The organism is Mesorhizobium sp. B1-1-5 (genome assembly GCF_006443065.1).
Lineage (GTDB): Bacteria > Pseudomonadota > Alphaproteobacteria > Rhizobiales > Rhizobiaceae > Mesorhizobium.
In genome coordinates this window covers 1-1,435 of record NZ_VFWS01000374.1, presented here as the reverse complement: position 1 = coordinate 1,435, position 1,435 = coordinate 1, and the positions used below count along the sequence as shown (strand labels likewise).

Below are 1,435 nucleotides of genomic sequence, written 5' to 3'. Positions count from 1 at the left end.
ATTCTGAGCCAGGAACGAAGCTCCCATGCCGGCCTGGTTGAGTTCCGGCGAACCGCCGAGCTGTCGCGCCAGGTCGCCGCCTTGCGGCGCCTCGACCTTGATGACGTCGGCGCCGAGCAGCGCCAGCTGGTAGGCGCAATAGGGCCCGGCCAGGACGTTGGTCAGGTCGAGCACGCGAATGCCGGAAAGCAGGTCTGTCATGTCACTTCAAATCGATCAGGCATCGCCCGGCACATGCTCCGGCCCCCGCAATCGGCGGCGTTCGATGTAGGCCCAGATATGCGGCCCGACCAGGCCGATGAAGGCCAGCGTCAGCAGGGTCAGCGACAGCGGGTGCTTGTAGAACACCGACCAGTCGCCGTTCGAGATCGTCATGGCGCGGCGGAACTGGGTTTCGGCGAGCGGTCCCAGGATCATGCCGATGATGACGGGCGCGGTCGGGAAATCGAAGCGCCGCATCAGGAAGCCGGCAGCACCCAGGAGATAGAGGATGGCGAGGTCGATCGGCGACTGCGAAATGCCGTAGGTGCCGACGGTGGCGAAAACCAGGATGCCGGCATAGAGTTGCGGCGCCGGGATCTTCAGCAGCCGCACCCAAAGCCCGATCAGCGGCAGATTGAGGATGACGAGAATGACATTGGCGATGAACAGGCTGGCGATCAGTCCCCAGACCAGATTGCCTTGTGTCGTCAGAAGCAGCGGGCCTGGATTGATGCCGTAGCTCTGGAAGGCCGAAAGCATGATTGCCGCCGTCGCCGAGGTCGGCAGGCCGAGCGTCAGCATCGGCACCAGCACGCCGGCGGCCGAGGCATTGTTGGCGGCCTCCGGACCGGCTACGCCCTCGATGGCGCCAACCGTGCCGAATTCCTGCTTGTGCTTCGAAAGCTTCTTTTCGATGGCATAGGACAGGAAGGTCGGGATCTCGGCGCCGCCGGCCGGCATGGCGCCGATCGGGAAGCCTATCGCGGCGCCGCGCAACCAGGGCTTCCACGAGCGCCCCCATTCGGCCGCCGTCATGTAGAGCGAGCCCTTCAGCGGCACGATCTCGTCCTTGCCGGCATAACGGCGCGAGGCCATGTAGAGCGTCTCGCCGACGGCGAACAGGCCGACGGCGGCGATGATGACGTCGACGCCGTCGAGCAGTTCGGTCATGCCGAAGGTGAAGCGCGGCTGGCCGGTCTGCAGGTCGACCCCGATCATGCCGATAACAAAGCCGGCGAACAGGCTGGTCAAGCCGCGCACCGAGGACGAGCCGAGCACCGCCGAAACCGTGATGAAGGCCAGCACCATCAGCGAGAAATATTCGGCCGGGCCGAAGGCCAGCGCGAACCTGACCACGATAGGCGCCAGGTAGGCAACGCCCAGCGTGCCGAGCGTGCCGGCGACGAAGGAGCCGATCGCCGACGTGGCAAGTGCGGCGCCGCCGCGCCCGGAC

At 65.9% G+C, this 1,435-nt stretch carries 2 protein-coding genes; both read right to left on the bottom strand.

Annotated features, from left to right (window positions below; translation table 11 throughout):
* On the bottom strand, nt 1–201 hold a 201-nt coding region (locus FJ980_RS31490), incomplete at its 3' end, for a CoA transferase (protein WP_181181379.1).
* Nucleotides 202–216: 15 nt separating this feature from the next.
* A partial coding sequence (locus FJ980_RS31485; protein ID WP_140547422.1) for a tripartite tricarboxylate transporter permease occupies nt 217–1,435 on the bottom strand: 1,219 nt, incomplete at its 5' end.